23 protein-coding genes are annotated in these 24,237 nt (G+C 41.8%); 7 read left to right on the top strand and 16 right to left on the bottom strand.

Going from position 1 to position 24,237, the window contains the following annotated elements; all coding sequences use genetic code 11:
* Positions 1–129: 129 nt before the first annotated feature.
* The gene (locus EWM59_RS21060) at positions 130–855 is read right to left on the bottom strand and encodes a DoxX family protein (protein WP_130023231.1); all 726 of its coding nucleotides are present in this window, start codon (positions 853–855) and stop codon (positions 130–132) included.
* 142 nt (positions 856–997) lie between these two features.
* On the opposite strand from EWM59_RS21060, the gene EWM59_RS21055 reads away from it, so the two are divergent.
* A complete protein-coding gene (locus EWM59_RS21055) occupies positions 998–1,288 on the top strand; it encodes a hypothetical protein (RefSeq protein ID WP_130023230.1) in 291 nt (96 codons plus the stop codon).
* Between the two features lie 11 nt (positions 1,289–1,299).
* Here EWM59_RS21055 and EWM59_RS21050 read toward each other — a convergent pair whose 3' ends face one another.
* A complete protein-coding gene (locus EWM59_RS21050; RefSeq protein WP_130023229.1) occupies positions 1,300–1,791 on the bottom strand; it encodes a hypothetical protein in 492 nt (163 codons plus the stop codon).
* 202 nt (positions 1,792–1,993) lie between these two features.
* A complete protein-coding gene (locus EWM59_RS21045) occupies positions 1,994–2,401 on the bottom strand; it encodes a DoxX family protein (protein WP_130023228.1) in 408 nt (135 codons plus the stop codon).
* A gap of 113 nt (positions 2,402–2,514) precedes the next feature.
* On the opposite strand from EWM59_RS21045, the gene EWM59_RS21040 reads away from it, so the two are divergent.
* Positions 2,515–2,853, top strand: a complete 339-nt coding sequence (locus EWM59_RS21040) for a winged helix-turn-helix transcriptional regulator (protein WP_130023227.1) — start codon at positions 2,515–2,517, stop codon at positions 2,851–2,853.
* Positions 2,854–2,916: 63 nt separating this feature from the next.
* On the opposite strand, the gene EWM59_RS21035 is transcribed toward EWM59_RS21040, so the two are convergent.
* From EWM59_RS21035 to EWM59_RS21020, 4 genes are all read right to left on the bottom strand, one after another.
* Positions 2,917–5,310 (bottom strand): TonB-dependent receptor, encoded by a 2,394-nt coding sequence (locus tag EWM59_RS21035; RefSeq protein WP_130023226.1) that lies wholly within the window; start codon positions 5,308–5,310, stop codon positions 2,917–2,919.
* 155 nt (positions 5,311–5,465) lie between these two features.
* Positions 5,466–6,752: a sensor histidine kinase gene (locus EWM59_RS21030; protein WP_165372252.1), complete on the bottom strand. Its 1,287-nt coding sequence runs from the start codon at positions 6,750–6,752 to the stop codon at positions 5,466–5,468.
* Positions 6,749–7,423, bottom strand: coding sequence for a response regulator transcription factor (locus tag EWM59_RS21025; RefSeq protein WP_130023224.1), 675 nt, complete (start codon positions 7,421–7,423; stop codon positions 6,749–6,751). The genes EWM59_RS21030 and EWM59_RS21025 overlap by 4 nt, the downstream gene beginning before the upstream one ends.
* 57 nt (positions 7,424–7,480) lie before the next feature.
* Entirely contained in the window at positions 7,481–8,671 is a 1,191-nt protein-coding gene (locus EWM59_RS21020) for a multidrug effflux MFS transporter (RefSeq protein ID WP_130023223.1), read from the bottom strand.
* 366 nt (positions 8,672–9,037) lie between these two features.
* Between EWM59_RS21020 and EWM59_RS21015 the strand changes: the two genes are divergently transcribed.
* On the top strand, positions 9,038–9,334 hold the full coding sequence (locus EWM59_RS21015) for a DUF456 domain-containing protein (RefSeq protein ID WP_130023222.1): 297 nt from the start codon (positions 9,038–9,040) through the stop codon (positions 9,332–9,334).
* 152 nt (positions 9,335–9,486) lie between these two features.
* Complete coding sequence (locus tag EWM59_RS21010) at positions 9,487–10,680, top strand: FAD-dependent monooxygenase (RefSeq protein WP_130023221.1); 1,194 nt, start codon at positions 9,487–9,489, stop codon at positions 10,678–10,680.
* Between the two features lie 99 nt (positions 10,681–10,779).
* Here the strand turns inward: EWM59_RS21010 and EWM59_RS21005 are convergent, their stop codons facing one another.
* From EWM59_RS21005 to EWM59_RS20990, 4 genes are read right to left on the bottom strand one after another with little or no spacing between them, the layout of a single operon-like run.
* Positions 10,780–11,262, bottom strand: coding sequence for a cupin domain-containing protein (locus EWM59_RS21005; protein WP_130023220.1), 483 nt, complete (start codon positions 11,260–11,262; stop codon positions 10,780–10,782).
* Positions 11,263–11,305: 43 nt separating this feature from the next.
* The gene (locus tag EWM59_RS21000; protein WP_130023219.1) at positions 11,306–11,881 is read right to left on the bottom strand and encodes a sugar O-acetyltransferase; all 576 of its coding nucleotides are present in this window, start codon (positions 11,879–11,881) and stop codon (positions 11,306–11,308) included.
* A gap of 4 nt (positions 11,882–11,885) precedes the next feature.
* A complete protein-coding gene (locus EWM59_RS20995; protein WP_130023218.1) occupies positions 11,886–12,371 on the bottom strand; it encodes a cyclophilin-like fold protein in 486 nt (161 codons plus the stop codon).
* A gap of 11 nt (positions 12,372–12,382) precedes the next feature.
* On the bottom strand, positions 12,383–13,153 hold the full coding sequence (locus EWM59_RS20990; RefSeq protein WP_130023217.1) for a hypothetical protein: 771 nt from the start codon (positions 13,151–13,153) through the stop codon (positions 12,383–12,385).
* A gap of 166 nt (positions 13,154–13,319) precedes the next feature.
* Between EWM59_RS20990 and EWM59_RS20985 the strand changes: the two genes are divergently transcribed.
* Positions 13,320–14,204, top strand: a complete 885-nt coding sequence (locus tag EWM59_RS20985; protein ID WP_130023261.1) for a helix-turn-helix domain-containing protein — start codon at positions 13,320–13,322, stop codon at positions 14,202–14,204.
* Positions 14,205–14,322: 118 nt separating this feature from the next.
* Here EWM59_RS20985 and EWM59_RS20980 read toward each other — a convergent pair whose 3' ends face one another.
* Positions 14,323–15,399 carry an alpha/beta hydrolase gene (locus EWM59_RS20980; protein ID WP_130023216.1) on the bottom strand — a complete coding sequence of 359 codons (1,077 nt, stop codon included), beginning with the start codon at positions 15,397–15,399 and terminating at the stop codon, positions 14,323–14,325.
* Between the two features lie 336 nt (positions 15,400–15,735).
* Here EWM59_RS20980 and EWM59_RS20975 point away from each other — a divergent pair, with 336 nt between their 5' ends.
* Complete coding sequence (locus EWM59_RS20975) at positions 15,736–16,776, top strand: serine hydrolase domain-containing protein (protein ID WP_130023215.1); 1,041 nt, start codon at positions 15,736–15,738, stop codon at positions 16,774–16,776.
* 36 nt (positions 16,777–16,812) lie between these two features.
* Here the strand turns inward: EWM59_RS20975 and EWM59_RS20970 are convergent, their stop codons facing one another.
* The 3 genes from EWM59_RS20970 to EWM59_RS20960 form a co-directional block, all read right to left on the bottom strand.
* Positions 16,813–18,405, bottom strand: a complete 1,593-nt coding sequence (locus EWM59_RS20970) for a phage tail-like protein (RefSeq protein WP_130023214.1) — start codon at positions 18,403–18,405, stop codon at positions 16,813–16,815.
* 81 nt (positions 18,406–18,486) lie between these two features.
* The gene (locus EWM59_RS20965) at positions 18,487–20,055 is read right to left on the bottom strand and encodes a phage tail-like protein (RefSeq protein WP_130023213.1); all 1,569 of its coding nucleotides are present in this window, start codon (positions 20,053–20,055) and stop codon (positions 18,487–18,489) included.
* Positions 20,056–20,071: 16 nt separating this feature from the next.
* Entirely contained in the window at positions 20,072–21,376 is a 1,305-nt protein-coding gene (locus EWM59_RS20960; protein ID WP_165372251.1) for a phage tail-like protein, read from the bottom strand.
* Between the two features lie 371 nt (positions 21,377–21,747).
* Here EWM59_RS20960 and EWM59_RS20955 point away from each other — a divergent pair, with 371 nt between their 5' ends.
* Complete coding sequence (locus tag EWM59_RS20955) at positions 21,748–22,791, top strand: alpha/beta hydrolase (protein ID WP_130023211.1); 1,044 nt, start codon at positions 21,748–21,750, stop codon at positions 22,789–22,791.
* Positions 22,792–22,839: 48 nt separating this feature from the next.
* Here the strand turns inward: EWM59_RS20955 and EWM59_RS20950 are convergent.
* The coding region (locus tag EWM59_RS20950) for a tail fiber domain-containing protein (RefSeq protein WP_130023210.1) at positions 22,840–24,237 on the bottom strand (1,398 nt) is incomplete at its 5' end.

Raw genomic sequence — 24,237 nt, 5'->3', positions numbered from 1 at the left:
GGTGTTTTTTTATGAACAGCTATGCAACACGCTGAAAGAAATGTATGCTGAAATTTCTTTTATGAGCGACATGTATATCTGAGAAAGTTTAGGTAGGGGTTCAAAATTTTGAACCCCTACTGCATACATCTATCTTCCTGTCTGCTCCAAAGCCTTTTCATACGCATCTAAACACTTATTCAGAGGTTTGCCTTCAGTATGAATACAGTTGCAGAAATCATCTGTGGCTTTGGGGTTTTTGCTGTTTTTTGCCTGTCTTGCGCAATCTTTCAGGGTATTATAAGGCTCAATGTTATACATATTCACGAGTACTGTAATCAGCACTACCAGTGCAGCGAAAGCACCTACAGCAAATTTCCAGGGGAAACTTCTGATGCGTTCGGTTTTAGCTCGTAAGACCTTGTGCTCAGGTGGTTCATTAAAGGGTAGTATATACTTAATTTTATGGTAATCCCACAGAATTAAGAAAAGACAGGCAAGTACCATCAAAGGCGAACTGATATGTGAGCCAACAAAACGAACCGCCAATGATAGAATGGTGATGTTGAGGATAATTGGAAAATAAAGAAGTGCGCCAAGTGTAGCAGTGCGGGGGATTAATAACAAAATGGCGGCTGTTACCTGCAAAATACCGATAAACGTATAATAGTATCCGGTATAATAGAGTGCTTCAAGGTAATGACCCATCGGGTGGTTGACAGAAAGGTCGGTAAAGCGTTCATCAAAAATTTTAACCAGTCCTGACGGAATAAAACCTGCGGCCAGCGCTACCCGACAGAAAATAGAAAAATATTGCAACCAGACATTTTTACGGAGTTGGGCGTGAATCTGGTCGAGTTTAGCAAAGAAAGGCATAAAATAAATAAAATGAATTATTGAAACTAAAAGTACTTTTTTTTTCAAAGTAAATATTTATTTCATAAATTCGCAAATGAATTTTCAAGAATGTTTTTTGCAAAAACCGATTGAGATTTATTAAACTGTGAACGAAAGGCAAATGATGAAAAAATACCTACTCATCTTACTGAATTTTATTGCCATTTGCGGCATATATCATGTGGTTACTTATATTTTAGGGCATTACTATTCTATCAAAAACCTTAGAAACTTTGATATACTGCCTGCCTTGTTTGTTATCTCTTATCTGCTGGCGATTTTTATTTTACCCTATTTATCTTTTCACTATCTGCTTAAAGAACCCCTGAAACTAAGACTGGTAGGGGTGGCGTATGTGTTTTTCTGGTTCGTAATAATTAGCTCGTTTTATAATAGTGCTTTGCAGAAATAGCTGATACTTTTTTAGTTTAACCTGACTAATTCCTTTAGTTTTTTCATTTGCGGTACCAGTATCCAGATGCCGATTGGGAGTAGCAGGAACAGTAGCATGTATACAAAAATGCCATACGATTTAAGATAATGCGCCTTTTCTGCGTTGTTCAGCTTTCTGGCTAAAATATAGAGAATGTACCCCATCATCAGGCAGAAAAAAGGCATGAGTAGCACTGTTTCAAGAAAATCAAGCCCATAGCCATTGACCAGCATAGTGCAGAACAGGTACATGAAAATCAGATTGAACAGAAAGAAGAGAATACGCTGTATAGGGCGTTTTTTCTGACTGAATTGTCGCAGAAACTCGTAGGAAAGGATAAGAAAGCCAAAAAATAATAAAGGATTGATACCAATGAGCAGATCGGTATAAAAGGGATTGTTGAGGAAAAACAACATTAAAATCCGGGGACTCATCAATAGTAAGAATATCTGCCAGGTTTTTAGTTTCAGAATCAGGTTCATAAGGCGTGCTTAAATCAGGTAGCCAATTAAACCAAAATAAGCAGTGACACCCAACAAAGACCGCAGAATGAGCCTTTATTTTTATTGAACAAATAGCTGACAGCGAAGCTCTTGGTATTTTGCACGATTAAATCAATAAACGCAAGGTTCTGAGTTTTGAAGCCTTGCGTTTATCAAATTATTCATAATCAAAACCTTTACTTTATCTGCTGCTGATTACTACTTTGCGGCTTCTTGCCCAGGCTATAAATCCGGCCATTGCTATCACCAATAGATTGAAACCTATCTGCGAGGCTTCTCCTCTTGCTATATGAAAAATACTGGCAGTTAGCATTAAAGCGATAATGCCATAGGCGGCATAGATAGTAAGTGCGGGTCTGATGCGTAAGGTTGAAGGTAACAGAATACCCAGCCCTCCCAGTAAGTCAAATAAGCCTGTTATTCGGGTAAGGGTTGGGTTGTCGGCTGTCCAGGGCCACATCAAGGCTAATTCGTCGATGGGTTTCAGCCATTTCATAGCCGCTGCCCACAGGAGCGTAACAGCTAATAATAGCTGGCATATCCAGACAATGATGTTTACTACTTTTGAGGTGCTTAGATTTTTTTCCATTGCTTGCTATTTTCTTTATGGGGCAAGATTACGTAAATTTGCTATCCAAATGATAGTACTATCCTTTCGGATAGTGCTATCCTGAAAGATAGTATCACTAAAAAGCAGTAACAATGTTAGCAAAAGGGGGTTGTCCTAAAAGTATGCTTTCTATCAAAGATGCGCTTGAAGCGGTTGAAGGCAAATGGAAATTACTGATATTATTTGCCTTATCGGCAAGCCCCAAGCGGTTTAAACAGATAAGCAAAGAAGTGGGTGGTATAACCGATAAAACGCTTTCAAAGGAGTTGAAAAACCTCGAAGCCAATGAATTAATTAAACGGGAGGTATTTGATACTTTTCCGCCTACGGTTGAGTATTCTATCACCGAACATGGGCTGTCTTTAGAAAAAGTCATAGACGAACTCCATTTCTGGGGTCTAAAGCACCGCAAACAGGTGATTGGGAAGTAGGGTTGGTACTCACTAATACACCAGCACCACTGTCCCGGCCATAATTAGACCTGCCCGATGGCATCAGAATTTATAATTGTACCCGACCCGGATTACCTGTGTTTCATAATAATCTTTACTCATGTATCTGAAGCCCTCGCCAAATACCTCTTTCTGAATCACCAGCGTATTCAGTAAATCGGTTGCATTCAGGAAGATTTCTCCTTTACTAAAGGTCTTTTTTATTCCGGCATCTACCGAAAATCGTGCCCCCATTTTCCCCTGCGGAATAATGTCGGGTGCCAGATATACTGCTACCAATTGCGCATCTACATTGCGAAGCAGGCGTATAGTTCCACTCAGTTTTACATTGCCTGAGATGAGCTGTTGTTCGTCTGCCGAAAAGCTATGAGGTACCGGATATTTGTTTTCAACGGTAAAGGCGTCAATCCTGTTCTGATAGATATTGGTGTTCAGATTAAGCGTAAATGCCCGGCTGATTTCTTGCGAAAGTAATAATTCTATACCCGAATTATAACTACGTTTGGCATTCTGGAAAATGGCATAAATCAGGTTGCTACCCGGTACAGTGCTGGCAATGCGGGTAATGGTTCCGTTGGCCATGCGATGATACACCGCTGAATATAAATACCCTTTTGCCCAACCTGTTTTATACCCTAATTCTAACGAATTGGTGAATTGCGGGCTCAGGGCAGGGTTTCCGATTTTTATGATTTCGGCATCATCATATTTCGGAAAAATACGGATGTCTACTTCATTCGGTCGGTCAACCCGACGATTGTAGAAGAAAGAGAGTTTATTTTTGTTGTTAACCTTATAGGCTAAACGTATGTTCGGAAATGGCTGCGTATAATTGTATCCGTCGCTTTTGTAGGTATTATGGTTCGGGTTTACTTCATAGCGCACACCTACGTATTCCAACCGCAATCCGGCTTCTACTTCATATTTCGGATTTTCGAATACATACGTACCGTAGAGCGCCGGAATGGTTTCTTTATAGGTAGCTTCGCCTCCGGCATTTACATCAAGCGGTGAGTTCAACCCCGGAATAAAAAGCATATTCGTAGGAATCACCCGTTGTCTGAATTTCAATCCGGTTTCAAAACGACCATAGCGGAGCGGACGGATATAGTCTATGTTCAGGTCGCCTACGTGTTCGTCTGAAATCAGCTTGAAAGCATCAAAACCAGTGTAGGTAGGCATGGTATTGGTAAAGAAGTATTTTTCGTCTTCCCGATGGAAAGTATAATTAAAGCCTATATTAAGCAAATGACCTGCCTCTTTAAACTTATGCTGATAGGCCGATGATGCCATTACTGTTGTTTTCAGTTCGTCTTCTAAAAACTGCCACAAACGTCGTCTTTCGGTAAGGTCTGTATTAAAGAAGGGTTCATCGCCATCATCCAGTATTTTTTCACTGCTGAAAAAGCCTGAGACAGTGAGCATATTGTTGCTATTAAAATGCCAGTCGATACCTGCTTTGGCAGTCGGCAGGCTTGTGCGGCGGTTACGTTTGGTTTGTTGCCTTACTACATCGCCATTGTCATAAAATCGGTCAACAAACTCGTTTTTATTCAGGGTTCTGGTATAGAGATAATCTCCCTGAAAAAAGGCATTTATCTTATTTCGGCGGTAATTGAGAGATAAAGATGGATTAATTTTAGGGGTTGCCTGATACTGCGGCCGGATGGTCGGGAGGTTATGATGTTTTATCCATAATGCCCCTAAACCGCTTGCTAACCCCACTTTGCCATTAAAGCCTTCCTGCTTATTGGTTTTATAAATGATATTGATGATGCCTGCATTGCCGTTAGCATCGTATCGGGCAGAGGGATTGTTGATGATTTCGATTTTTTCGATAGCTGAAGCCGGAATATTATCCAGACTTGTCTGGCTTCCAAAGCCCGTCAGGGCAGTTTGTTTGCCATCAATCAGTACAGTTATTTTATCGCTGCCCCGCAGTTGAACTTTCCCGTCCTGAATGGTTACACCCGGCAGGTTCTGCATGGCTTGTAATACCGAACCGCCACTCTGGCTGATATTATCGGCCACAGTAAAGGTTTTTTTATCCATTTTACCACCCACTTCATCCTGTCGGGCAACTACGGTTACCTCGTTCAGCAGTTCAGCTTTTTCGGCTAATTCAATGTTACCGACTTCAAGGAATGAACTCAGCGTACCAACAAAAAGCGGCTGGGTCTGGGTAGTATAGCCTGTAAAAGAAAAGGTTAATACATAGTTACCGGGCTTGATATTACTCAGTGTAAACCGACCTTCTTCGTTCGTTACGGTGCCACCTGTAAAACTGCTGTCTTTTTCGCTTTTCAGCACTACATTAACGTAGGGCAGGGCAGTTTTACTACCCTGTTCCCTTACGTTTCCCGAAACACTAATACCGGAAGTTTGAGCAAAGCTGTAAAGGGGCAATAGAAATATTATTAAAATGAGCTGTTTCATATATACAATATGAGTTCAATAAAAAACATGAGCTTGAAAATGAAGTAAGACTTTTATCATTCCTGACAGAATTTGTCTTACCGAACTCATGTTATTTATCCTGTGTGTTGAATTTATGCAACAAAGGAAATACGGCATTCTGAAGAAATTCTGAATCAGGAGAAAGAAACAGAAAAATGATGAAAATTTTTTTCAAAACGATAGCTTACTTTCCATCCGTATAAATGACAGATTTCTTTCACGATAGCTAAACCTAAGCCACTGTTGGGCGATTGTGTAGAAGCCGAAACAAAACGCTTGAAAAGCGTATCTTCATTAAGCGGACTCGTGCCTGAATTAGAGAACATAAGTGTAGAGGCTTGGTAGTCAATCGCTAATATGCCATTTCTAAGGTTGTGCCTGATACCATTCACCAGCAGATTGGTGAGCATAATTTCTATCAGATGCCTGTTGGCTTTAACCATAACCGGTTCTTTAATCCCGTTGTCGATGCTGATTTCTCCGGTGCTGGCATAATCTGACAGAATATCTATGTTTTCGTTCAATATCTGGTTCAGGTCAATGGTTTCTTCGTTGGGGTACTGATGATTCTCAATTTTTGCTAATAGCAACAGGTTTTTATTGATACGTGAAACCCTTGATAAAGGAATATTAAGTGCCGTGATTGATTCAAGCTGGGTTTTGCTGAGGGTTTTGTCTTGCAGCAACAAATCTATTTTCGATTTCAGTAAGGCCAAAGGCGTTTGTAATTCGTGTGAAGCATTTTCAGTAAACTGTTTTTGCTGATTGTACACATCAATATTATTGGCTATCAGTTTTCGGAGCACCTCATTCAGCTCTTCAAATTCTTCAATAGTTGTCGGATCCAATTTAATGGGTTTCTGACTGTTTAGGTCAAAGATTTTGAGTTGATTCAAGGTATTGCGGAAGGGTTGCCAGATTTGTTGGGCTATTTTTCTGTTCAACAACACAAACCCCAGCAAGAGTAGCACAAAGAAAACCGCCGTAACCGTTGCAATGGCAATCACAGTTTCGTGGGTTTCTTCTACATTGGTTTCTACAGACAGATGGTAGGGTTTGTTGTGGATATAAAAATAGGTCGAGCGACCTCTGAAACGCTCGTAGGTTTCATTGGCATAGGTATTAGGTCTGATGGTCTCATATACACTGTCTTTCCGTATGTTACTGACCGACACTGCACTGATTTTTACCCCCGGCTGAATCTGACTCCAGACATTGATGACGTGTGTAATTTCGTTTTCTGTCAGCGGAATATTCTTAAACCCGTCTTTGATACGCCCTTCAATGGTTTGGTTATGCACATCAATTTCGTTCAGCCAGATGCTGTCAATGACCCAATAATATACCGGAATGCTCAACGCCAAAATGAGCAACGCATACATCGTAAAAGCCTTCAGTGGCTTGTTCAGAAGCTTGTTCATATTTCCCATTTGTATCCGGTGCCGTAAAGGGTTTTCAGATAGTTGCCGCATCCGGCATCGCTCAGTTTCTTTTTCAGGTTTTTGATATGCGCATAAATAAAATCATGGTTGTCGAGCATATCAGCAATATCGCCTGAAAGATATTCTGCCAGCGCACTTTTAGAAACTACCCGGTTTTTATTGCCTATAAAAAACAATAACAACTCAAATTCTTTCCGGGTAAGGTTTACTGTCTCATCTTTTACTTTCACGGTTTTGGCGAGTATATCAATCTGCAATTCGTTCTGCTCAATACTATTGGTACTATTGAACTGTTTACGGCGAATAAGGGAATAGATGCGGGCCGATAACTCGGGTAGGTGAAAGGGCTTGGCAAGGTAATCGTCTGCCCCTGATTTTAGTCCACTCACTTTATCATCAAGGGCATTTTTTGCCGAAATAATAATTACGCCCTCCTGCCTGTTTTTTTCTTTAAGTAGCTGCAACACCTGCAAGCCATTGCCACCGGGCAACATTAAATCGAGCAGAATGCAGTCGTATTGATAGAGATTGATTTTTTCGATGGCCTGTGCATAAGTAGCCGCAAATTCGCAAAGGTAGTTTTCGGCTGACAGGTAGTCGGCCATATTTTGTGCCAGTTCTTTTTCGTCTTCAATAATCAGTATCTTCATGTAGGCAAATGTAGCAGAACAATTCTGAATTTATTCTGAAGATGCAGCCTTAATCAGTTACTCATTCCCCCTCACGATTAGCCGCCTTACACCAAAAATCAACAGGGCAATAACCGGACAAGACGCCATAATGGCCGTAAGCGGAATACTGGTACCATTGCCCAGACTGCCGATTAATGCCGTAGCAAAAGCCCCGAAACTCATCTGGATAGCGCCCATCAATGCCGAGGCACTCCCGGCATCTTTGCTGAATGGTGCCAGCGACAGGGCAGAGGTATTGGGGTGAACAAATCCCTGACAGCCTACAAATAGCAGAATACAACCTATCATGCTGTATAAAGTATGCCAGCCCAAAGCACTCAAACCAAATAAGAAAATCCCGAAAACAGTTTGTATCACCAGCACTACTCTTATGATGGTCATGCTGCTTTGTTTCCGAAGAACCAATGTATTTAACTGACTACTGCCAATCAAGGCGGCGGCAGTCAGACCAAAAATATACCCGTATTCTTGTTCATTCACGCTATATATTTTCATAAAAACCACTGCCGACCCTGCTAAATAGGCATAAATGCCCGACGATACCACCGCCCCACACAGGGCGTAAGTAATGAATTGCCCGTTGGTAAAAATCCTGAAAAAATTAGCACTTACTACTTTGGGGTGTAATGACATAGAAGCATCACCCGGACGACTTTCTGGCAGGAAAAAGAAAACGGTCAGCAGTAATGCAATACCGATAATGACCTGTAACCAGAAAACCGACTGCCAGCCGAAACCAATAATGAGGTAACTGCCGATAGTAGGGGCAATGATGGGCGAAACGCCTAAAACGAGTACCAATAAGGAAAAGATTTTGGCAATTTCATGAAGCGGAAATAGGTCTCTTACGATGGCTCTGGGTGCTACAATGCCCACACAACCGCCCAAAGCCTGGAAAAAACGCACCACAATGAGCATTTCGATAGAGGTAGATAAGGCACAACCTATGGATGCCAGTGTATAGAGAAACAAGCCGATAAGCAGGGGGATACGCCTACCAAAACGGTCCAAAAGCGGGCCGCAAATCATCTGGCCGATACAGATACCGAGAAAAAAACTGGAAATGGAATAAGAAACCGTATCAATGCTTACATGAAAATCGGCAGCGATGCTGGGGAATCCTGAAATGTAGGTATCAATTGAAAAAGCCCCGATAGCCGATAATAAACCCAGAATAATAATCAGATAAAAACGCCTGCCGCCCATAGGTTAGTGATAAAAGTTTGCAAGATAGGGAGAAAATGGGATATGCAATTGCAGAATATCTGTTATATGACCTTTACAGATGTATGTAATTGTGCCAAGGTATAAATTTAATCCCCATATTATCTGTGACATCATGCGACGACCGCGGCCATTCTCGGACGAGGATAGCCGTGCCACGGGTTGAACTGGCCTCAGCCTTGAGAGTCGCCGAACCTTCATTTAATCCTCAAGTACCCGTGACACGGCCTTTTTTTGGACGAGGATAGCCGTGCCACGGAGTTTCGTGGAGCTTGTTTATCTTTTCAAAACAAATTATTGGTCTTATGGGTTATATATAAACAATATACCACACAAAATTTTAAGACTATGAATAAGACAACGAAAGAGAAGTTTATTAAAGAACAGGTAGAGAAACACAATGAAGAGGTAAATGCCAATACCAAAAAGGCAGTGCAAGACGCCATTAATGATACCCCCAATCCACCAGAGGCGAATAATACCGAGAATGCCGTGATAGGGGCGGTAGTGGGTACCATTGTAGCAGGGCCGCTTGGACTATTGATAGGCGGAGCGATAGGCTCTACGATGGAAGGCGACGATAGGAAAGAATACGATGAAGTGTATAAAGACACCAAAGACGCCTTGAAAAAAACAGAAAAATAGTTTATTGTATAAGAGTGTTCAGGGTAAAACCATAATCTTGTATAGGTTATGGTTTTTTTATAAACCTGACTCAAACGCTTGCCTCAGGTATTTGTGCCTGTTAATTGTCTGATTATTTACCCTGTTCAAGTTTATTATTTTCTTATCAAGAAATGTCAAAATCAAAAAAAGTGCTTATCTCCGGTGCCAGTATTGCCGGCCCTACTTTAGCTTTCTGGTTGGCTAAATATGGTTTTAAAGTTACTGTTGTTGAACGTGCGCCTGCGCTGCGTCTGGGTGGGCAAAATATTGATATTAGTGGCCCTGCAGAAAAAGTAGTTAAAAAAATGGGTATAAAAACCGCTATACTCGACGGGAATACGGGTGAGATAGGTTTGCAACTGATTGGGCAGAATGGCGAAGCCGCTGCCTCTTTTCCTAAAAAAGCTGCTCTCACCGGAACGAGGGAATTAGAGATCATCAGGGGAGACCTGGTTACGATTCTTTATGAAAGCACAAAGAAGGACGTAACCTATCAGTTCGATGATTCGATTAAAACCCTGACGCAAGATGAAAATCAGGTGAATGTAACCTTTGCGAGTGGCAAAAAAGACACTTTTGAGTATGTTATTGCGGCTGATGGGGTCTATTCAACCACTCGTCAACTGATATTTGGCGACGAGCCTGAGTTTAAGTTTTTAGGGTTATATATCTCCTACATGACTATTCCCCGGGAGAAAACGGACACTAACTGGTGGCGGTGGTACACCGCCGTTGACAGCCGGGTGTTAATGCTGCGGCCTGACAATCATGGAACCATGCGGGCTTCGGTTGCCTTTTTGGAAGATGATAAAGGCTATGAAAAGCTGTCGGCCGATGAGCAGAAAAAACTTCTGAAAACCAGACTAAAAGGAGCAGGGTGGGAAGCCGAACGCATAAGCAAGGCGCTTGATGAGGCAGATGATGTGTATTTAGACAGAATTGGCCAGATAAAAGCCCCCCGATGGTCGGTTGGCAGGTTGGCGATGATTGGCGATGCTGCTTACTGTCCCACACCTCTATCCGGTAAAGGAACTACCCTTGCCATAGTAGGGGCTTATCTGTTAGCAGGCGAATTGGCAAAACATGAAAACCATCAGGATGCTTTCAAGGCTTACGAGGAGCGTATGCGCCCGTATGTAGAAAAAGTGCAGAACCTACCGCCGGGTGTACCCTGGATGGTGTATCCAAAGACACGATTTGGTGTGGCGGTACTCAATACCTTTGCCGGTATTGTTGCCAGCAAACCAGTTCAGAAATTAGCCGGGCTGTTTTCATCTAAAGGCAAAAATAAAGAGGAGGATATTGAGATTCCTGATTATGGGTGATACAGTATTTACATGAATGCTATATCCTTAAGTTGGCATAATGGGGCGTAATCAGTTTCTTCAAACAGATTTTCAGGAATTATTTCAACCCGGATTTTATTATTTACCTCCATTGTATTCTTTATCAGTAACAGGTTGTAACCATTGTACAATGCCTTTTTCTGTTTTAGGAATGATGTACATTTGCTGCATGCCACTGTCCTGACTTGCTCCATGCCAATGTAATGTATTGGGCGGACATTTAACTACATCGCCTTTTCTGATGGTTTGACGGGCTTGTCCTTTTAGCTGATGATACCCTACACCATCGGTAATTATCAGAATCTGACCCGATGGATGGGTATGCCAGTTGCTTCTGGCACCCGGCTCAAAATAGACATTTCCAACTAAAGTCTGATAGGTTGTATCATTGGCAACCAACCCCAGATTCCAGGCCTTTCCGGTGAAATTTTCGCTCGGCCCTAATGTTCCCTGTGGAAAAATACCCTGACTTATATCGGCGGTTTGTGTTGCCTGCTGGCAATTCATAAGCAAGCAAGGCAAAGAAGCTAATGCGAGTAATGAGAAAAATTTAGTTTTCATAAGTGCATTTAATTTCAGAATCATGAGTGAATATTAGGGTAACTTAAAGCTGCTTAATCACCTTTGCCGGAACGCCTGCTACAACTGTATTAGCAGGTACATTGCGATTGACTAAGGCTCCAGCAGCTACAACCGCATTTTCTCCGACTGTTACACCGGGCAGAATGGTCGCACCTGCGCCAATCCAGGCATTTTGTTTGATATGAATCGGTGCCGGAAGCACGGTAGTTCTATCAGCAGGGTTCAGGGGGTGATTTTCAGAAGTAAGATTAACTCTCGGGCCAAGCATTACATCGTCTTCAATGGTAATACCGCCCATATCCAGAAACGAACAGGCGTGGTTAATGAATACATTTTTGCCCAGGCTGATATTACGACCAAAATTGGTGTAGAACGGTGGGAAAATGGCTGTTGATTCATCAATTGTCTTGCCTGTAATCTTGCCCAGTTGTTCACGTACCTGTTCTACTGTTGTAGCGGTTGTATTCATCTCCACGCATTGCTGAATGGTTTTATCCACTACTTCCATAAAGGCATGGTAGCCGGGGTCGTCTTTACAGATAGGCTCACCTGCTTTCATACGCTCAAAAATATCGGTTCTTATTCGTTCTTCTTCCATTTGTTTATTCTAATGTAAAGGTAACCTTTATATTGCCCGAGCCCAATGCTGTCGCTAATCCGTTGGTATCGTCAATTTTTCCCAGTCGGGTATAGCTATAAATGGTCGGGAACGATTTATAGAAAAGTACGAGCGTATTCCCGCTATAAAGCATTAAATCACCTGTATTAATCTTTTCAGGGTTTATATTATTGGTAGGCAGGTTGCCTGAAAAACGATAGAGTTTTTCGTTATCGTTGAAATCGCTCATTTCGATAGTCAGAGGTAATTTGGCTTTAAATGTAGTTACCGTTGGGTTATCGAGCAGTGTTGCCGTGAAGGTGCTTGACCCTATTTTAATCTTTAACCGATTTTTGTTAATAGCTGTTGAATCCATATTTAGGAGTTTTTCGCTATGCGTGTTTTCAGGTGTTAAGCTGTTATCGGGTTTACAGGCAATCATTCCAATGAAAAAAGCAAGTAATATAGCTAATGGTAAAGAACGGTTCATTTTTTTACAGGTTAAATACGTTTATAATTCTTACTGAAATTGTATGCTACCATCACATTCCACATAAAATGCTTGTTATCAGGTATGTCTGAATTGAAAGTCTGATTGATAGTTGATTGTAAGGTAAATGGAAAGTTTTTTCTGGATAATATTCCTGTAACAGACAAATAAGTGCCTTTAAAAGAATCGGGATACAGGAAATAAACCATTGGTACGAGTTGAAATCTGAAATGGTTGCTTATTTTTATATTTGATACAGAAGTATTAAGAAACAAAACGTGCGTGCGCTGAGGGCCATGTTTTTGCAGGGCTTTTCCGTAAAAATAAACGGCTCCTACACTCCAGTTAGGCGAAATCTGGTAGTTTGGTGCTACTTCTCCGGCCACAAATCTCAGAAGTTCGGTAATCTCAACAGTTTTTCCATTATCAGCTACCTTTCTTCTTACAAAATTAAAAGCGGGATGAACACCTACTCTTAAACTGAATTTCTGTTGCTCAATGATGCGATACCGTAACCAGAACAACATACTACCTTTGCTGGCATCAGGTACAAGACGAATGTCAGGGTCGAAACTCCATCTTTTTTTTTGCCATGATAAAAGGACAATAGCCGCAGGATTGTTCAACGAAAACGTAGGAATAATTGAGAATCCATTATTGGTCAGCCCTATTGTGCCTGAAAAATTTGCTACTGTTTTGGTACTATCAACCTGCTGAGAATGACCGTTTTGAGTAGAAAAAATAAAAAACAGTAGGGTAGTAATGATTTTGAAAAACTTCATTTTCTGTAATTTAAATAATATAGTTAGTTCTACTTGCAAAATTATTGCAACTCAATCAATGACTTCTTATACATTTTACAGAATTACTTACCAATTTCACCTGCCGGGATTCAGATTCAGAATAATCCATTTATTTTTGAATAGTAAATCATTGAAAAGGAAGAAAATGCTGGTATTGGATACAATTAAAAAATACAATGAGACCTTTAACAACCAGACTCTGCATCCGCTTATCAGCGTGCTTGACTTAGGTAGGTCGAAACCCTTTGCAAGAAGTAAGTTCACGGTTGGGTTTTATGCCATTATTATTAAAGACAGTAAATGTGGCGATTTGCGATATGGCAATCAGTACTATGATTACGATAAAGGAACCATCGTCTTTTTTGGCCCCGGGCAGGTAATTACCAACGAGCCTGAGGGTGAATTACATCAGCCTTATGGCATTGCACTGATTTTCCATCCTGATATAATCAAAGGCACTTCGCTGGGCAAGCATATTCACGAATACTCATTTTTCAGTTATCAGTCTCATGAAGCGCTGCACGTTTCTGACCGTGAAAGAGAATTGGTAAATATCTGTCTGGCAAATATCGAAGCAGAAATCAGGCAGAATATTGACAAGCACAGCCGTATGCTGATTGTAGCCAATATTGAGTTATTGCTAAAATATTGCTCACGATTCTACGACCGCCAGTTTATTACGAGAGAGCATGTGAATCATGGCATTATTGAGCAGTTTGAACAGCTATTGAATGAATATTTATTGAGCGACAAGCTGAAAATCAAAGGCATACCCTCTGTTGCGTATTTTGCTGACGAATTACATCTTTCGGCCAATTACTTCGGCGACCTGGTGAAAAAAGAAACAGGCAAAACGGCGCTGGAATATATGCAACTGAAATTGTTGGATTTAGCCAAAGAAAAAATATTTGATACCAGTAAATCACTGAGTGAAATCTCTTACGACCTGGGCTTTAAATATCCACAGCATTTTACCCGTTTTTTCAAACAGAAAACAGGCGTTACTCCGCATGAGTACAGGATGAATTAAACAGTTAACCTATGATGAATGGCAATTTGTTCTTTAGTTAAAAAAATAAATTGTAGTTAAAGCAAAAAGTCCCTTTGTGAGGGACTTTTTTGTAGTTTAGGGAAAGGATTAATCAGCTTTAATTAACCTGATTTGATTTCAGATATTCGTTGAAAAATAAAGCCATTTTATCAAAGGGAATTAACTCTACACGGTCGTATAAATCAATATGTCTTGCTTTCGGAACGATGTGCAATTCTTTAGGTTCAGCCGCTAGTTTATAGGCATCTTCGCTGAAATAACGTGAGTGGGCATTTTCGCCTATAATGAAAAGCACCGGACGTGGTGAAATGGTCTGGATATAATTCAGCAACGGAAAGTTGTAAAAAGACATATCGCTTGTAACTGTAAATGCACCAATCGAGTTGGGATGAAAACCACGTTTCATGGCATAATATTCAAAAAACTCACTTGAAATCGGGTCTAAACCCTCTGGCACTTTTTCTACTGGTGCCGAGGGGAAAGGATTCGTTAATTGTTGCGAACCTTTGTCAACATCTTTCCAGCGTTGTTCAGCTATCTGGTCAAGCGATTTGTTTCGTTGCGCTTCTGTCATGCTGTCTTTCCAGCCATTGCGTTTTACACGGCTCATGTCGTACATGCTGGTAGTAACTACTGCTTTTATTCTGTGGTCAACCTGCGCTGCGGTCAGGGCAAAACCACCACTACCACATATACCAATGGCTCCGATTTTGGCTCTGTCAACCAATGGATGAGTTCCTAAAAAATCAACGCCCGCACTAAAGTCTTCCACAAAAATATCAGGCGAAGAAACCCGTCTGGCATCGCCTCCACTTGTGCCATTAAAAGATTCATCAAAAGCTACGGCTACAAAACCACGTTCAGCCATATTTTGTGCATAAACTCCTGCACCCTGTTCTTTTACGCCGCCATAGGGTGTGCCTATGATAACCGCCGGATGCTTTTTAGATGGGTCAATATTTTTTGGCAAGTATAAATCGCCGGAAACAGGAATGCCGAATCTGTTTTTGTAGGTTACGTGTTGTCTAATAACCTTATCGCTTAAATTGAATGTATAATATTCGGTTGAAGGAGCTGTACTCATGGAATTTGAATTTTTTGGTTGACTTGCTTGTCCGATTGCCTGCCCCGATAACACTAATGAGGACACGGCGATTAAACATAGTTTTTTCATGGTGAAAATTGTTTTAATTTGTATAAAGGTCTGAAACTTCATTTCTTTTGCAAATTTCAGCACAATCGTTCAAACCCATTTTATACATTCTACGGAATTACTTACCAATTTCACCGATAAAAAATTCAACAGGCCGGATAAACCCATTCACAGGCCAAAAACCCGGTTATACCGAACAGTTTTTTTGAGATACTTAAATAATTTCTATCTTTAACAAGATTTCTATGGAATCAAGTCCCTACGGGACTGCAAGTGTGTTGTATTCAGTAATTTACTTATCGAACTTATGCTATCTTTAACAAGATTTATACACTACTCTTAAAATAATGATTTACTATGAAAAAATGGCTATTCCTTTTCTTTTTACCCGCTCTTGCCTTTGCTCAGGTTGACAGTACGGATATAATTGTGAAGCGGCTCATGGAGAAGCAAAAAATTGTGGGACTTTCACTCGCTATCGTAAAAAACGGGCAGCCTGTGGTAAACAAAGGCTATGGACTGGCCAATGTAGAATTAAATGTACCCGTCAGTTCAGAAAGTGTTATCAGGCTTGGGTCGGTGAGTAAGCAGTTTTTTACCACAGCTATTATGCACTTAATGCAGGACGGAAAACTAAGTATTGAAGATTCGGTACACAAGTTTTTCCCTGATGCCCCCGAGGCGTGGCGACCTATTCAAGTCAAACACCTGATGTCGCACTCTTCCGGCTTGCAAAGAGAAGCACCCGGCTACGACAATTTTAAAATCCAACCCGATATAGACGTTATCAGGTCTGCGTATCATTTGCCGCTTGTTTTTAAAACCGGAGAAAAATACCAGTACTGCAATTTAGCCTATTTCATGTTGGCTCAAATCATCACACAGGTAAGTGGCCAACCGTGGCAGGAGTATATTCATGAAAAATTATTTGTTCCCGCAGGTATGACCCATAGTTATCTGACCGATTTTTATCAGATTATTCCGAACCGGGCCAATGGGTATATGCACAAACGTGATTCGCTGATTAATGCGACGGCCATGTTTGGGATAAGACCGAGCGGTGGATTTCTTTCTACCTCTTCGGATATGATTAAATGGGAAAAGGTACTCAGTGAAGAGAAGATGATTCTTACCAAAGACAACTGGGAAAAACTCTGGCAACCGTTTATTAAAACCTCCAACAGAGCAGACTCAAAGGAGCATTATGGCTTTGGATGGATGATAGATGAATACAAAGGCCATAAAGTAATTGTGCATGGGGGTTCTAATACCGGATTCAGGTCGGTATATGCACGTTTTGTAAACGACGGACTCTCAATTGTCATTCTCACCAATACAGACGAAGCCAATCCACGGGCTATTGCCAATGCACTGGCTGATTATTATTTCAGGAAGTAGGCGCACTTTTATATCGTGCGTTTCAAGGCATCAGGGTTATTTATCTGGGGCATGTGGCGTTTGAGGCAATGTTTGTGCCTTAGATTCAAGGGTTTCCAGGCGAGCATCAAGCCTCTGAATAAGGGCTTTCAGCTGGTTGTTTTCTGCTTGCAGTCGGGTTTCTGATTGTATCCTCTCCTGATTTTCTGCTTGCAGCCGATTTTTCAACTGTGCGTTTTCAGTCTGTAAATCCTGCGTACGTTTTTCTAAAGCCTGCGAGAAGATAAACAGCAAACCGTCCATATTGAGAGTACTTACCGTAGTATCGTTGCCGATGGTACCGTATTGGTCTTTGCCGAAAGCGGTAAAAATCTCTTGTGCCATCGGCCCGTAAAAGCGTTCGGGTTTATCTCCCTGATTTTTATAATTCCATGAGCCTAATCGTAGATTTCTTAGTTTTAAGAGAAATGATTCTCCGTCAGCTAAGACGATTTTTTCTTTACGGGTTGAGTCGCTGATGGCGCTCCAGGCAGATTGCCCGCCCCACATCTGTGCACCTGTGCGTACGTTGGTGCCGCTGGTCATGAGGTAATACCCATTTTTGAAACGGGTTACTAACTGGTCTTCTGTTCCGATACCTGTTACGCCTGTATTGAGTGGGTCAGAGTCGCCAATCATAAAAGCACCTTTCTGGTTGCTGGTATTTACTTTATTTCCGAGTGCTGTTGAATAATCGCCGCTGGCAGTTGTTTCATTGCCAAAGGCAAAAGAGGCAATTCCTGTGGCATTAGTCAAGTGTCCGCCCGAATGGGCATATTGCCCACTGGCTGTTGTCTGATAGCCCGATGCCGTTGCTCCCAATCCGCTGGCAATAGTAGTAAATCCCATTGAGGTAGCGTAGTCGCCACTTGCCAATGTTGAATGACCCATTGCGGTAGAAGAGAAAGCACTGGATTGAGTAAAATTCCCCAAAGCAGTAGAGGCAACACTGTAAGCTCTCGAATAAAAACCAATGGCAGTTGAATAATTACCACTGGCCAATACAGAACTTCCGGCAGCAAATGACATTTCACCCCATGACTGGGCATTAAACCCTATGGCTATTGAGCCTAATCCGGTGGCACTGGAAGAAGTTCCTATTACATGACTGTGATTACCGCTGGCCTCACTGTCATAACCTGCCACAAAAGAAAATAAACCTATCTTATTCGCATTCCAGATATAAGGGTTTTCGCTATTGACCGTACCGACTCTGAAAGCTGACCGACTGGGTATCCACATCAGACGTGTGCCTCCACTCTCTACAGGTGCTGTGGGAGGATTGGTCGTGTTATCAGCAAAGGATGGTACTTCAATTGGATTGGCCGACCAGAAACCACCTGCATTGGTATTTTTGATTTCGTTGCCTGCCGCACCTGCTAATTGCCAGTAACTAACTTTGGGTAGTTCAAGCCATTCATTGGTTTGCCTGTACCAGTAACTCTGCGTATCGGTATCAAAAACAAGGGTTCCGTTGGCAGGATTGTTCAGCGCAGTTCGCTGGGTGGTTGTCATTTGCGGGAGAAGCAATCCGGGTGATAAAGTCGTGCTTTGGGCAGATACTTTCTGAAAAACAGTTACAATGAAAGTGAGGATAATTAGTTGTCTCATGTGCTTTTTAGTGTGTTAGTATAGATAAACAAACAACAATAATACACAAGAGATTTTTATTAAGCAATTATCCTCATTGATTTATCTGTCGGCTTTTGCTGATTGACTATGCTGATTTTTCTCTTGTAAAAGTGTCTCCATATTCATCAGCCGTGCATCCATTTTCTGAATAATGGCTTTTAATTCCTGTGTTTCAGTAACCAGACGTTCTTTTAACTGTTCGTTCTCCTGCTTCAAATCCTGCGTGCGTTTTTCCAATGCCTGCGAGAAGATAAACAGCAGGCCGTCCATATTGAGGGTGCTTACGGTGGTATCGTTGCCGATGGTACCGTATTGGTCTTTGCCGAATGCAGCAAAAATCTCTTGTGCCATCGGCCCGTAAAAGCGTTCGGGCTTAGCTCCCTGATTTTTATAGTTCCATGAGCCTAATCTGAGATTTCTTAATTTTAAGAGAAACGATTCGCCATCGGCCATTACGATTTTTTCTTTTCGGGTCGAGTCGCTGATGGCACTCCAGGCAGATTGCCCGTTTGCTATATAAACTCCTGTCCGGGGAGCATCGTCTCCACTGGTCATCAGGTAATAGCCATTATTAAAACGGGCTACAAACTGGTCTGGAAAACCAACACTGGTTGTACCCTGATTCAGTGGGTCAGAGTCGCCGAAAATAAATGCCCCTTTTTGATAATTGGTACTCACATTTCTTCCTATAGCCACAGAGTTATCTCCACTTGATTCTGTATATTCTCCCATGGATAATGAAGAGTTTCCGCGTGTAATGGCGTTAACCCCCAAAGCCGTAGAATTATGGCCAATGGCAATCGCATAGTTTCCGATGGCAATAGATGCGTTCCCAAAGGCTTGAGAACGGAGGCCATGTGCCAAGGAATAATTGCCTGTTGACTCTGAATAATAGCCTGATACTAACGAATACTCGCCTGTTGCTCCGGTAGCATAACCAAATGAGGTAGCTGCATAGGCACTTGCTCTGGTATTGTACCCGAAAGTGGTGGCATAACTCCCGCTGGCCGTAGTAGCAAATCCGAAAGCAGCAGAGGTGTATCCACTGGCTAAATTGCCGATACCAATAGCTGTTGATCGTTCGCCTGTGGCTTGTGTACCGGCTCCTATCGCTGTTGTATAAACATTGCTTGCCTGGGTTTCGGCACCTGCTGCAAAAGAAAACAGACCAATATTGGCAGCAGACCATCGGGCAGCATTACCTTCGCTAATTGTGCCTACTCTGAAAGCCGAGCGGCTGGGTATCCACATCAGGCGTGTACCTGCGCCTTCTACAGGTGCTGTAGGTGGGTTGGTAGTATTGGAAGCGGCACTGGATACTACTGTTGGATTGGCAGACCAGAAACCACCAGAATTGGTATTTTTGATTTCGTTGCCTGCTAAGCCTGTCAGTTGCCAGTAATTGGCGGTGCTGCCCCCTTTGGGTAATTCAACCCAGACACCCGATTGCCTGTACCAGTAACTTTGCGTACCTGTATCGAAAACCAATGTGCCATTGGTAGGAGAGGCTAAAGCTACTCGCTGGGCGGTTGTCATGGTTGGTAAGATTGTACCGGGCGTGAGTGTGGTACTTTGTGCAAAGGCTACTTGGGTAGCCAGTAATAAGAACAAGGTATATAATTGTTTCATAAATAAAAATTGTTAATTATTTATCAGTTTGAGAGAGGAGTTGTTTTGTAGAACTATTTTCAGGTAAATAAGTTTCTAACATTGCCAGCCGTGCATCTAACTTTTGAATTATGGCTCTTAGTTCGCTTGTCTCATTTTTTAATTGTGTATTTTCAGCCTGCAAATCCTGCGTGCGTTTTTCTAAAGCCTGTGAGAAGATAAACAGCAGGCCGTCCATATTCAGGGTGCTTACGGTGGTATCGTTGCCGATGGTACCGAATTTATCTTTGCCGAAAGCCGTAAAAATTTCCTGTGCCATCGGCCCGTAAAAGCGTTCGGGTTTAGTTCCCTGATTTTTATAATTCCATGAGCCTAATCGTAGATTTCTTAGTTTTAAGAGAAATGATTCTCCGTCAGCTAAGACGATTTTTTCTTTACGGGTTGAGTCGCTGATGGCGCTCCAGGCAGATTGGCCGTGTGCTATCTGTACCCCTGTGCGAACTTGATTTCCACTTGTCATCAGGTAATAGCCATTATTAAAACGAGCCACAAACTGGTCAGGAGCTCCGCACAAGGTAACACCATCGGCATTAGGATGTGAATCACCAATGATAAAAGTCCCTTTCTGGTTATTGGTATTTACCTGGCTACCCATAGCAGTAGAACGCTCGCCACTGGCAGTATTGTAATATCCTGCTACTAAAGAGAAATCTCCACTGGCAACAGTACCCAATCCTGATGCTGTAGCGCCATAGCCACTTGCGGTTGAACTGATGCCAAGAGCAATTGAAGCAGTGCCCGTAGCTTGCGTACTGAGTCCTATAGCTATAGCATATTTGCTGCTCGCCAGATTATCGTATCCGGCGGCAAAAGTAAATAAACCGATATTTTCAGCCGACCCTCTATCTTCATTGTCAACACTAACTGTACCCACTCTGAAAGCTGAACGGCTGGGTATCCACATGAGTCGGGTGCCTGCCCCCTCTGCAGGAACTGTAGGTGGATTTGAGGAATTATTTGAACCAACTGTAAGCCCTGTAGGGTTAGCAGACCAGAAACCACCTGAATTGGTGTTTTTGATTTCGTTGCCTCCTAAACCTGTTTGTTGCCAGTAATTAGTGGTGCTACCGCTTTTGGGTAGTTCAACCCAGTTTCCTGATTGCCTGTACCAGTAACTCTGAGTACCTGTATCAAAAATCAGGGTACCATTGGTGGGAGAGGCTAAAGCCGTGCGTTGGGCGGTGGTCATACTCGGTAAGACAGTGCCCGGTGTGAGTGTGGTACTCTGGGCAAAAACAAGATGTGTAATAAGGAATAATAGAAATGTGTGAAGTTTTTTCATAGTCATATAAAATTGTGTAATTCACTAAGAGACTGTTTAAAAATGAGTCAAATCTTTTAATAGGCTTTAATAACAACAAACAAAGACAATAACTGTTGATGATTTTATCAGTTTTTTCAAGCTAAAAATCAGTCTTAAAACTGATAAATTAAGTAGTAAAAATTAATTCGAATAAAATTTCTAACTTTATTTCTACGATGATGTAGATAGCAATTAGAAAACCACAACATAAATATATAACAAAATATAGATAAAGTACCAGGCAATACAAAAAGCACGATCGCTGCGGCAGCCCAATAAAACTTTTGCCTATTATAGTGTTTGCGGTTAGCTTCATGAAGCCTCCAGAAATTTAAGAACTCAATAAAATTTTGAATCAAAAAATGAAATATTCAATCAGTAAAGCATTTTTTGGACTGCTATTTCCATCGTTAGTCATTTGCTTTATATCTTCTTGCAATCAGGACAAAAATTCAGATCAAGACAAACAAGAGCAAATGGAATTACATAAGCCCTGGCTTGAACAAAAACAACAACCTATCTGGACCACTTCTATACCTGACTTTGAACTAATAAAAGGAACGGAATCATATAAAGATGGTATGGTGTATGATGTTTCCAAACCTACCATTACTATTTATAAACCACCTAAAAATAATACGGGAGCGGCTGTGCTTGTATTTCCAGGTGGTGGCTATAATAAAGTTGCTATTGAGCTTGAAGGTTCCGAAATATGTGAGTGGTTAGCTTCAATTGGGGTTACAGGAATTTTACTTAAATACAGAGTACCAGCATCAGGGCATCATTGGGACAAAGATTGTAAATGCGGAAAAGATCCAATAAAACCTCTTGCCTTACAAGATGCTCAAAGAGCAATGAGTTTCGTTCGTTCAAAAGCCAAAGAATGGGATATCGATTCAAATAAAATTGGTGTGATGGGATTTTCGGCAGGAGGACATTTAGTTGCTGATGTAAGTACCAATTACAGAAAAAAAGCATATAAATTAACTGATGAAATTGATAAAATCAGTTGTAAGCCGAATTTTGGAATTTCTTTTTTCCCGGGACACATGCTTGTACATACTGATAACGAATATGGCTTAAATAGGACACTTCCAGTTGATAGCAGTACGCCACCAATGTTTATTTTGCAAGCAGGAAATGACCCAATTGACACTATACAAAACTCTTTGGTTTACTACATAGCACTAAAAAAAGCGAATGTACATGCTGAGTATCATGTATATGCCGAAGGTGGACATGCTTTTGGTTTAAACAGGACAGCACTTAATAACCCAAACTGGAATGAACTTCCTATTGCAGACTGGGAAGTATTAGTTGAAAGATGGCTATATACAATAAAAATGACTCCTACATGGAGTGGGAAAAGCCAGACCCCCTCATTGAAAAAATAAATATTATTACAAATTAATTTTGTAAGAAAAATTCATTATCCTATGACACTATTTATCGGCTATTTGTTTTTTTTCGGTATCTGTCGCAGAAGAAGACTCTAATTGTTGCAGACGTGCTTCCATCTTTTGCATAAAGTCTTTCAACTGGCGGTTTTCGGCTTCCAGTATTTCAGTGCATTTTTCAAGATTGTGGACATAATTTTTTAAATCCTGCGTGCGTTTTTCTAATGCCTGCGAGAAGATAAACAGCAAGCCGTCCATATTGAGGGTGCTTACGGTGGTATCGTTGCCGATGGTACCGTATTGGTCTTTGCCGAAAGCCGTAAAAATTTCCTGTGCCATCGGCCCGTAAAAGCGTTCGGGTTTAGTTCCCTGATTTTTATAATTCCATGAGCCTAATCGTAGATTTCTTAATTTTAAGAGAAATGATTCTCCGTCAGCTAAGACGATTTTTTCTTTACGGGTCGAGTCGCTGATGGCACTCCAAGCAGATTGCCCGTGTGCTATCTGTACTCCTGTGCGAGCTTGATTCCCGCTCGTCATCAGGTAATAGCCATTCCAGTATCGGGCTACAAACTGGTCTGTTGCTCCACTATAGGTTACTCCCTCATTGTTGGGGTCAGAGTCGCCGATAATAAAAGCACCTGCATAATAATCTGTGTTTGCCCCATAACCCATAGCGGTAGATAAGCGACCACTCGCCGCAGTTACATATCCCATTGCTGTCGCATATTGTCCTGACGCCCACGTATGCGCACCCATAGCGGTAGCATAAGATCCACTGGCAGTAGTGTAGCCTCCGGTAGCCAGCGCACCTTCACCACTGGCAGTTGTATAGTTTCCGATAGCTGTTGTATAAGCACTACTGGCATGGGTGTTGTACCCCATAGCTGTTGACACATAACCGCTTGCGGAATTTAAATAGCCTGTAGTAGTAGATACGTATCCGGTAGCGTTGTTAAGTGCCCCCAATGCCACAGAAGCCTCATTGGTAGCGTTGTTTCCTGAGCCTAAAGCCACCGATCCTAAGCCACTGGCTGTAGTAACATTTCCCATTGCTGTTGACCATTTGCCGTTGGCTTGTGTGTCGAATCCTGATGCAAAAGAGAATAAGCCTATTTTACTGGCTGACCAGATAGAAGTATTTGACACCGTACCCGCCCTGAAAGCCGACCTGTTGGGTATCCACATCAGGCGTGTACCTGCTTCGTTTACAGGCACGGTAGGTGGGTTAGAAATAGTATCAGCAGTAAACGGGACTGCAACAGGGTTTTTAGACCAGAAACCACCGGAGTTGGTGTGCGTAATTTCATTACCTGCCATACCCGATAATTGCCAGTAATTGGCCATATTACCACCTTTGGGCAATTCAACCCATACGCCCGCTTGCCTGTACCAGTAGCTTTGCGTACCTGTATCAAAAACCAATGTGCCATTGGTGGGAGA

This window comes from Emticicia agri, from assembly GCF_004168285.1.
In the GTDB taxonomy this organism is placed as follows: domain Bacteria; phylum Bacteroidota; class Bacteroidia; order Cytophagales; family Spirosomataceae; genus Emticicia; species Emticicia agri.
The sequence above is the reverse complement of the archived record's forward strand: the minus strand, read 5'-3'. Positions and strand labels throughout refer to the sequence as shown.